Source organism: Nocardioides sp. (assembly GCF_004803405.1).
GTDB classification, from domain to species: domain Bacteria; phylum Actinomycetota; class Actinomycetes; order Propionibacteriales; family Nocardioidaceae; genus Nocardioides; species Nocardioides vastitatis.
This window is the reverse complement of record NZ_SSXI01000054.1, coordinates 1-9,106: the sequence shown is the minus strand read 5'-3', so window position 1 is coordinate 9,106 and position 9,106 is coordinate 1. Positions and strand designations below refer to the sequence as shown.

Below are 9,106 nucleotides of genomic sequence, written 5' to 3'. Positions count from 1 at the left end.
CCGCGCGGGCCAGATCGTCGCCCACACCTCCGGGCGGCACGGCCTCGCCGTCCTCGCCCCGGCGGCGGCCGTCGGCGCGCGCGTCGTCGCGCTGCACCCGGCGATGACCTTCACCGGCACCGCCGTGGACCTCGAGCGCCTCCAGGGATGCGTGTTCGGCCTGACCGCCGAGACCGCCGAGCACGGGCTCGCCGAGGCGCTGGTCCGCGACCTGGGCGGTCGCGCGACCTGGGTGCCGGAGGAGATGCGCACGCTCTACCACGCCGGCCTGGCCCACGGTGCCAATCACCTGGTCACCCTGGTGAGCGAGGCGATGGGCCTGCTGGCGGCGGCCGGCGTCGACGACCCTGCCGGCACGCTCCGCCCGCTGCTCGACGCGGCGCTGGACAACGCGCTCGCCCACGGTGATGCCGCACTGACCGGCCCGATCGTCCGCGGCGACGTCCAGACGGTCGCGGCCCACCTGGACGACATCTCGGTCAATGCGCCCGACACGCTGCCGTCGTACGTCGCGATGGCGTGGGCCACGCTCGACCGGTCGGTCACCGACGGCCGCCTGCTGCCCATCCGCGCACAGCGGATTGCCGACCTGCTGAGCGTCTACGGCGGGCCGGATCTCGAAGCGCAGTTCACGCGGACGTCCGCTCCGAGCGAGGTCGAGCGCGGATGACCACCCTGACCACCCCGGCTGTCGCGCGCAGCCGGGAGGATCTCTCCGGCCTGCTCGCGGGACGGAGGTCGAGGAGGTCGCCCAGCGACCGTCACCAGAGCGGCCCGGTCGTGCTTGTGCCGACCATGGGGGCGCTGCACGAGGGCCACGCGACACTCATGCGAGCCGCGCGGGAGCGGGCCGGTGCCCACGGGGTCGTGGTGGTGTCGATCTTCGTGAACCCGCTGCAGTTCGGCGCGGGCGAGGACCTCGACCGGTACCCCCGGACCTTTGACGCCGACCTCGAGGTCGCCGCCCGGGAGGGCGTGGATGTCGTGTTCGCGCCCGTCGTCGCGGACCTGTACCCCGACGGTGTTCCCCACGAGCACGGTGCGAGCGACGCCGTCACGGTGCAGCCGGGGCACCTCGCCGACATCTTGGAGGGGGCGATCCGCCCGGGCCACTTCCGGGGCGTGCTGACCGTCGTGGCGAAGCTCTTCGGCCTGGTTCGGCCGGACGTCGCGATTTTCGGCGAGAAGGACTACCAGCAACTGGTGCTGATCCGGCGGATGGTCTCCGACCTCTGCATGGGCATCGAGATCGTCGGCGCACCGACCGACCGGGAGCCGGACGGCCTCGCCCGCTCCAGCCGCAACCGCTTCCTCGACGAGGAGCAGCGCCGACAGGCGGTCACCCTGAGCAGGGTGCTGTTCGCGGCGCGGGAGGCGGGGGCCGAGTTCGGCCTGGACGTCGCCATGGACGAGGGTCGGGCCGAGCTCCGCGACGCCCACGGCGTCGACCTCGACTACTTCACGATCCTCAGCCCGGAGCTGACCGAGCTGCCGGCCGCCGTCCCGCCGGGCACCGAGGCCCGGGCGCTCATCGCCGCCAGGATCGGATCCAATCGCCTCATCGACAACCTGCCGATCACCCTGGGCCCCACCGCGTCAGCGGGGGGCACCGCCGACAACACGGGAGTCAGCTGATGCTGCGCACCATGATGAAGAGCAAGATCCACCGGGCGACGGTGACCCAGGCCGACCTGCACTACGTCGGCTCCGTCACCGTCGACCAGGACCTGCTCGACGCGGCCGACCTGCTTCCGGGCGAGCTGGTGCACATCGTCGACATCGACAACGGCGCCCGCCTCGAGACGTACACGATCGCCGGTGAGCGGGGCAGCGGCGTGATCGGCATCAACGGCGCGGCGGCACGGCTGGTGCACCCGGGCGACCTGGTGATCCTCATCGGCTACGGGCAGATGACCACCGAGGAGGCCAAGGAGTTCCAGCCGAGCGTCGTCTTCGTGGACGCCGGCAACAAGATCCTGGCCACCGGGTTCGACCCGGCCGACACCTTCGGCGACCCCGTGCTGTCCCGCGGTGACGTCACCGCCGCTCACTGAGCCGCGACGATCGCTAGCCTGCAGGGATGTCCGACCCCGAGCCCTCCGCCGCGCCGGCAGCGGTCCGTCGTCTCCCGGGACGACTGACTGCTCCCGGTCCCGGGTGGACCACCCGCGCCGACGTGGTGATCGTGGGCTCCGGCATCGCCGGGCTGACCACCGCGCTGCGGCTTCGCGAGCACGTCGAGAAGGTGCTGGTGGTGACCAAGGACGTGCTCCACGCGGGCTCGACGCAGTGGGCCCAGGGTGGCATCGCGGCGGCCCTCGGCCCGGAGGACACCCCTGAGCAGCACGAGGTGGACACCCTCGTCGCCGGCGCGGGCGCCTGCGACCGCGACGCCGTGCGTGCCCTGGTCAACGAAGGCCCGGAGGCGGTGCGGGAGCTGATCGCGCTCGGCACCAGGTTCGACCACACCGCCGAAGGCGAGCTCTCGCTGACCCGCGAGGGCGGCCATCGTCGGGACCGGATCGCCCACGCCGGCGGCGACGCGACGGGGGCCGAGATCCAGCGGGCCCTCATCGCCGCCGTACAGGCCGCCCCGGACATCGAGGTGATCCAGCACGCCCTGGCGGTCGACCTGCTCCTCGGCGAGGATGCCGAGGGCGTGGTCGGCATCGCCGGGCTGACGCTCCACGTGATCGGCGAGGGCGAGCGCGACGGCGTCGGCGCCGTCCACTGCCGCGCCGTCGTCCTTGCCAGCGGCGGGCTCGGCCAGGTGTTCTCCCAGACCACCAACCCGGCTGTGGCGACCGGCGACGGCATGGCCCTGGCGCTGCGTGCCGGCGCGACGCTGCGCGACTTGGAGTTCGTGCAGTTCCACCCGACGGTGATGTACCTCGGCCCGGACTCGCGCGGTCAGCAGCCGCTGATCTCCGAAGCCGTCCGCGGTGAGGGTGCGGTGGTGGTCGACGGCCTGCCCGAGGAGGGCGGCACCCGGTTGATGCAGGGCGTCCACCCGCTCGCCGACCTCGCACCGCGCGACGTCGTCGCGAAGACCATCATGAAGCGGATGCTCGAGACCGGCCGGCCGCACATGTGGCTGGACGCCCGTCACCTCGGCGCGGAGTTCTGGCAGCGGCGGTTCCCCACGATCCTCGCCACCGCCCGCTCGCACGGCATCGATCCGGTGACGCAGCTGATCCCGGTCGCGCCCGCCTGCCACTACGCCTCGGGCGGCGTGCGAACCGATCTCCACGGCCGCACCGACCTGCCCGGGCTCTACGCCACCGGGGAGGTCGCCTGCTCGGGCGTGCACGGCGCCAACCGGCTGGCCTCCAACTCGCTCCTCGAGGGCCTGGTGTTCTCGCGGCGGATCGCCGAGGTGCTGCCCGGAGAGCTGCTGCCCTGGCGCGAGCCCGCCGAGGACCGACGTACGGCCGGGCTGGTCTCGGGGGACGTCCGCCGCGAGCTGCAGGAGACCATGTCGTCGCGGGTGGGCGTGCTGCGCTCCGAGCCCGGGCTGACCGAGGCGGCGACGCTGCTCGACAAGCTCGCCGGGCGCGCCTCCGACCTGGTCGACCAGGACGCGTGGGAGACCACCAACCTGGTCACCATCGCTGCCGCGCTCGCGGACGCCGCGGCGCTCCGTGAGGAGACCCGCGGCTCGCACTGGCGCGAGGACTTCCCGGAGCGCGACGACGTGCACTGGGCCGGCCACTTCGACGTGCGGATGTCCGACGGGGTCACCACGGTCGCGTTCACCCCGTCGCCGACCACCGACCCGTCCACGCCCAGGGGCGCACGGAAGGATGAGCCGGCATGAGCCTGCCGCTGACCCCGTACGACGACCTGCCCGCCGGTCTCGCCACCGAGCTGGAGGATGCGGGACTCGACGCGCGCTCGACGTACGACCTCGTCGTCGCGACCCTGCACGAGGACGTCCCGACCGAGGATGTGACGAGCGTGGCGACGATCCCCGCCGACGCTCGCGGGGTCGCCGACTTCAACGCGCGGGAGGCGGGTGTGGTCGCCGGCCTCGCCATCGCCGAGCTGGTGTTCCGCACGGTCCTCGGCGCCGAGGTGGAGGTGTCCGGCCGGGCAGCCGACGGGACCGCCGTCGCACCCGGTGACGCGGTGCTGACCGTGGCCGGGTCGACCCGCGGCCTGCTGACCGCCGAGCGGACCGCGCTCAACATCGCCTGCCACCTCTCGGGCGTCGCCACCGCGACCGCCGCCTGGGTGAAGGCCCTGGAGGGGACCGACGCTCGGGTGCTCGACACCCGCAAGACGCTCCCCGGGTTGCGTGCGCTCCAGAAGTACGCCGTGGCCTGCGGCGGCGGCGTCAACCACCGGTTCAGCCTGTCGGACCGCGCGATGGTCAAGGACAACCACGTGCTGGCCGCCGGCGGCGTGGTGCCCGCCTATCGCGCCGTGCGGGCGGCCCACCCGGACCTGCGGGTCGAGGTCGAGGTGACCGACCTCGACCAGCTGCGCGAGCTCCTGGTGGCCGGCTGCACCGAGATCCTGCTCGACAACATGTCGTCGGAGACCATGAGGGAGGCGGTGCGGATCCGCGACGAGTCCGGCCGCCACGCGACGCTGGAGGCATCCGGCGGGCTGACCCTCGAGCGGGCTCGCGAGGTCGCGCTCACGGGCGTGGACTTCATCTCGGTCGGCGCGCTGACCCACTCGGTGAGCGTGTTCGACCTCGGCATGGACCTGCGCCCCACCGACGGAGGCTGAGATGACGCTGCTGGCCGTCGACATCGGCAACGCGCACACCGTCCTGGGCCTGATCCTCGACGGCGAGGTCGGCGCCGACTGGAGGGTGTCCACGGACGAGCGGCGCACGGCGGACGAGTGGGCCGTGCTGATCCGGGGACTCGTCGGTGCGCGGCTGGACGGGATCTCCGGGATCTCGGTCTGCGCGACGGTGCCTGCCGTGCTCCACGAGTGGCGCGCGATGCTGACGCGCCACTTCCCCGAGGTCCCGCAGGTGATCGTGGAGCCCGGGATCCGGACCGGGGTGCCGATCCTCGTGGACAACCCGCGTGAGGTCGGCGCCGACCGGATCGTCAACGCGTTGGCCGCGAGTTCGGACTACCCGGGTCCCTCGATCGTGGTGGCCTTCGGTGGTACCGCCACCACGTTCGACGTGGTCGACGACCAGGGCCGCTACGTCGGCGGCGCGATCACGCCCGGCATCGCGATCTCACTGGAGGCCCTCAGCCGCGGGGGCGCACAGCTGCGCATGGTGGAGCTGGTGCGGCCACGCAGCGTGATCGGGAAGAACACCGTCGAGGCGCTGCAGTCCGGAATGGTGTTCGGTGTCGCCAGCCAGGTCGAGGGAATGGTCGAGCGGCTGATCGGCGCTCTGGGCCGGCCGGCCTCCGAAGTGCGCGTGATCGCCACCGGATATCTCGCCCCGCTCGTGATCGAGGAATGTCGATGTTTCACCGATCGCTCGCCGTGGCTGACGCTACGCGGGCTGGAGAAGGCATTCCTCCGCAACACTTAGACCACGCGCCGCAGCTCGTGTTCGACGCCTGGGCAGCTTGTTCCGGTACCCGATCGGCACCGCCGCAGAGTGCTTCGGGGTGCTTGGGGCTTCTTCGGGGTTCTTCGCGGTTCTTCGCGAAGCCGTGCCGGCGTGCGATATTCGACCCGGGTGGGAGAATTCGATGTTGTAGGCCGTACCCGGTTCTGGGGACAATCCGCTTCGCGGTTTCTATTTCCGCCGAATATCCAATATCGTGGCCGATCACATCAGACCGCCGAAGGGATATCCGCAGAAATGGCGCAAAAGGTCAACATCGTCCTCGTCGATGACATCGACGGTTCCGAGGCCACGCAGACCGTGGCGTTCGCCCTCGACGGGACCAGCTACGAGATCGATCTCAACGACAAGCACGCCGAGCAGCTGCGCAACGCAGTGGCGACCTTCGTCGGCCACGCCCGCAAGGTGAGCCGCGGCGGTCGACGCCGTACTGCCGCGGTCAGCACCGGTGGCGGCGCGTCCGCGAAGGAGATCCGCGAGTGGGCCCGTTCCAACGGCTTCAAGGTGCCCGACCGCGGCCGGATCCCCGCCGACGTCCGTGAGGCGTTCGAGTCGGCGAACTGATCGCCGTGGGCGGCGTCCTCCGTCCCGGTGGACGCCGCCCGGGCGTGGATGTTCGCTGAGAGCGGAGCGCGATTGGACGTTCACCTGGAACGCGTAGGCTGTCCGCGGGGTTGTATCCCCTGACGAACAGCCCCGTGAGCGTGAGGAGCGACAGGTGTTCGAGCGGTTTACAGACCGAGCCCGTCGGGTGGTCGTGCTGGCCCAGGAAGAGGCCCGCATGCTGTCCCACAACTACATCGGCACGGAGCACATCCTGCTTGGCCTCATCCACGAGGGTGAGGGCGTCGCCGCCAAGGCGCTGGAGAGCCTCGACATCAGCCTCGAGGCGGTGCGTGCCCAGGTCGAGGAGATCATCGGCCAGGGGCAGCAGGCTCCCTCCGGCCACATCCCCTTCACCCCGCGCGCCAAGAAGGTGCTCGAGCTGTCGCTGCGCGAGGCGCTGCAGCTCGGCCACTCCTACATCGGCACCGAGCACATCCTGCTCGGCCTGATCCGCGAAGGAGAGGGCGTCGCCGCCCAGGTGCTGCAGAAGCTGGGCGCCGACCTCAACCGGGTCCGCCAGCAGGTCATCCAGCTGCTGTCCGGCTTCCAGGGCAAGGAGTCCGGTCAGGCGGCCGCGGCCACCGGTGCCAGCGGAAGCGACGCGCCGTCGTCCTCCCTGGTGCTCGACCAGTTCGGGCGCAACCTCACCCAGGACGCCCGCGAGGGCAAGCTGGACCCGGTCATCGGGCGCGAGCAGGAGATCGAGCGGGTCATGCAGATCCTCTCGCGACGTACCAAGAACAACCCGGTCCTGATCGGCGAGCCCGGCGTCGGCAAGACGACGATCGTCGAAGGCCTGGCGCAGGACATCGTCAAGGGCAACGTGCCCGAGACGCTCAAGGACAAGCAGATCTACACCCTCGACCTGGGCGCCCTGGTGGCGGGATCCCGCTACCGCGGCGACTTCGAGGAGCGCCTCAAGAAGGTGCTCAAGGAGATCCGCACGCGCGGCGACATCGTCCTGTTCATCGACGAGATCCACACCCTCGTCGGGGCCGGCGCGGCCGAGGGCGCGATCGACGCGGCCTCGATCCTGAAGCCGATGCTGGCTCGCGGCGAGCTGCAGACGATCGGCGCGACCACGCTCGACGAGTATCGCAAGTACCTCGAGAAGGACGCCGCGCTGGAGCGCCGCTTCCAGCCGATCCAGGTCGCCGAGCCGTCGATCGCCCACACGATCGAGATGCTCAAGGGCCTGCGTGACCGCTACGAGGCACACCACCGGGTGACGATCACCGACGAGGCGCTGGTGTCCGCGGCGACGCTCGCCGACCGCTACATCTCCGACCGGTTCCTGCCCGACAAGGCGATCGACCTGATCGACGAGGCCGGCTCGCGGCTGCGGATCCGCCGGATGACGGCACCCGCCGACCTGCGCGAGTACGACGAGAAGATCGCCGAGGTGCGCCAGCGCAAGGAGGCGGCCATCGACGGCCAGGACTTCGAGGCTGCCGCGCGACTTCGCGACGAGGAGAAGCAGCTGATCCTCGCCAAGGCCGAGCGCGAGAAGCAGTGGCGTGCCGGCGACATGGACGAGGTCGCCGAGGTCGACGAGGAGCTGATCGCCGAGGTGCTGGCGGTCGCGACCGGGATCCCGATCGTGAAGCTGTCCGAGGAGGAGTCGACGCGACTGCTCAAGATGGAGGACGAGCTGCACAAGCGGGTCATCGGCCAGGACGAGGCGGTCAAGGCGCTCAGCCGCGCGATCCGTCGTACCCGTGCCGGCATGAAGGACCCCAAGCGTCCCGGTGGCTCGTTCATCTTCGCCGGCCCCTCCGGTGTCGGTAAGACCTGGCTGTCCAAGACGCTCGCCGAGTTCCTCTTCGGCGACGAGGACGCGCTGATCCAGCTCGACATGTCGGAGTTCGGCGAGAAGCACACCGTCTCCCGGCTGTTCGGCTCGCCTCCGGGCTACGTCGGGTACGAGGAGGGCGGCCAGCTCACCGAGAAGGTGCGCCGCAAGCCGTTCTCCGTGGTCCTCTTCGACGAGGTCGAGAAGGCGCACCCCGACATCTTCAACAGCCTGTTGCAGATCCTGGAGGAAGGTCGCCTGACCGACTCCCAGGGCCGGGTGGTCGACTTCAAGAACACCGTCATCATCATGACCACCAACCTCGGTACCCGCGACATCTCCAAGGGCGTCAACCTCGGCTTCCAGCAGGGGAGTGACAAGGAGGGGTCCTACGAGCGGATGAAGGGCAAGGTGTCGGAGGAGCTGAAGCAGCACTTCCGTCCCGAGTTCCTCAACCGGGTCGACGAGATCATCGTGTTCCCGCCGCTGACCCAGGACCAGATCATCCACATGGTCGACAACATGATCGCGGGCGTCGAGCTGCGGCTGAAGGACCGCGACATGCGGCTCGAGCTCACCCAGCGGGCGAAGAACCTGCTCGCTCAGCGGGGCTTCGACCCGGTGCTGGGCGCGCGTCCGCTGCGGCGCACGATCCAGCGCGAGATCGAGGACACCCTGGCCGAGAAGATGCTCTACGGCGAGGTGGGTCCGGGCCAGATCGTGCTGGTCGACGTCGACGGCGACGGTCCGGACGCGGCCTTCACCTTCGAGGGCCAGAAGGTCAGCGAGCTGCCGGACATGCCGCCGCTGGAGACCGTCTCCCCTGAGGGACAGCTTGACCACCCCGCCGAGGCCTCGGGCGAGGCGGGGCCGTCGGACGTGCCGCGAGCCAACGGCGAGTGACCGGGTCGGTTCAGGGAAGCGCGTAGCGGCCGTCCGCGGTCGCCACCACGAGCCCGTCCGCGACGAGTGAGCCCAGTGCTCGCTCTCGCTGGACGGGCTCGTCCCATGTCGTCTCCAGGTGCGCCCTGGTGACCGCGCCCGGGGCGTCCCGGAGCACGGCCAGGAGCCGGCCGCGGCACTGACGGTCCGTTCCTGCGTAGGCCTGCGCGGGGCGCGGCGGTCCGTCGTACGCCGGGGCGCCGGCGGCCTGCCAC

General features: G+C 70.9%; 8 protein-coding genes and 1 pseudogene. 8 read left to right on the top strand and 1 reads right to left on the bottom strand.

Annotation, left to right across the window (positions count from 1 at the left end; all coding sequences use genetic code 11):
* The 8 genes from E7Z54_RS03670 to E7Z54_RS03635 form a co-directional block, all read left to right on the top strand.
* The coding region (locus E7Z54_RS03670; RefSeq protein ID WP_136431652.1) for a Rossmann-like and DUF2520 domain-containing protein at positions 1-670 on the top strand (670 nt) is incomplete at its 5' end.
* The gene (gene panC / locus E7Z54_RS03665; protein ID WP_136431651.1) at positions 667-1,635 is read left to right on the top strand and encodes a pantoate--beta-alanine ligase; all 969 of its coding nucleotides are present in this window, start codon (positions 667-669) and stop codon (positions 1,633-1,635) included. The genes E7Z54_RS03670 and panC, both read left to right, overlap by 4 nt.
* Positions 1,635-2,054, top strand: coding sequence for an aspartate 1-decarboxylase (panD, locus tag E7Z54_RS03660; protein ID WP_136431650.1), 420 nt, complete (start codon positions 1,635-1,637; stop codon positions 2,052-2,054). The genes panC and panD overlap by 1 nt, the downstream gene beginning before the upstream one ends.
* A gap of 26 nt (positions 2,055-2,080) precedes the next feature.
* Positions 2,081-3,817 carry an L-aspartate oxidase gene (locus E7Z54_RS03655; protein WP_136431649.1) on the top strand — a complete coding sequence of 579 codons (1,737 nt, stop codon included), beginning with the start codon at positions 2,081-2,083 and terminating at the stop codon, positions 3,815-3,817.
* The gene (gene nadC, locus E7Z54_RS03650) at positions 3,814-4,737 is read left to right on the top strand and encodes a carboxylating nicotinate-nucleotide diphosphorylase (RefSeq protein ID WP_136431648.1); all 924 of its coding nucleotides are present in this window, start codon (positions 3,814-3,816) and stop codon (positions 4,735-4,737) included. The genes E7Z54_RS03655 and nadC overlap by 4 nt, the downstream gene beginning before the upstream one ends.
* 1 nt (position 4,738) lies before the next feature.
* Entirely contained in the window at positions 4,739-5,512 is a 774-nt protein-coding gene (locus E7Z54_RS03645) for a type III pantothenate kinase (protein WP_136431647.1), read from the top strand.
* A 276-nt stretch (positions 5,513-5,788) separates the two neighbouring features.
* Positions 5,789-6,115, top strand: coding sequence for a histone-like nucleoid-structuring protein Lsr2 (locus E7Z54_RS03640; RefSeq protein ID WP_136431646.1), 327 nt, complete (start codon positions 5,789-5,791; stop codon positions 6,113-6,115).
* Positions 6,116-6,269: 154 nt separating this feature from the next.
* The gene (locus E7Z54_RS03635; protein WP_206055985.1) at positions 6,270-8,852 is read left to right on the top strand and encodes an ATP-dependent Clp protease ATP-binding subunit; all 2,583 of its coding nucleotides are present in this window, start codon (positions 6,270-6,272) and stop codon (positions 8,850-8,852) included.
* A gap of 10 nt (positions 8,853-8,862) precedes the next feature.
* Here the strand turns inward: E7Z54_RS03635 and E7Z54_RS03630 are convergent.
* Positions 8,863-9,106 (bottom strand): annotated as a pseudogene (locus E7Z54_RS03630) (A/G-specific adenine glycosylase); the annotation flags it as partial.

Excerpts from the sequence above, each read along its gene's own strand:
- E7Z54_RS03640 (WP_136431646.1), top strand. The coding sequence starts at position 5,789 with ATGGCGCAAAAGGTCAACATCGTCCTCGTCGATGACATCGACGGTTCC.
- nadC (WP_136431648.1), top strand. The coding sequence starts at position 3,814 with ATGAGCCTGCCGCTGACCCCGTACGACGACCTGCCCGCCGGTCTCGCC.
- E7Z54_RS03655 (WP_136431649.1), top strand. The coding sequence starts at position 2,081 with ATGTCCGACCCCGAGCCCTCCGCCGCGCCGGCAGCGGTCCGTCGTCTC.
- panD (WP_136431650.1), top strand. The coding sequence starts at position 1,635 with ATGCTGCGCACCATGATGAAGAGCAAGATCCACCGGGCGACGGTGACC.
- panC (WP_136431651.1), top strand. The coding sequence starts at position 667 with ATGACCACCCTGACCACCCCGGCTGTCGCGCGCAGCCGGGAGGATCTC.
- E7Z54_RS03645 (WP_136431647.1), top strand. The coding sequence starts at position 4,739 with ATGACGCTGCTGGCCGTCGACATCGGCAACGCGCACACCGTCCTGGGC.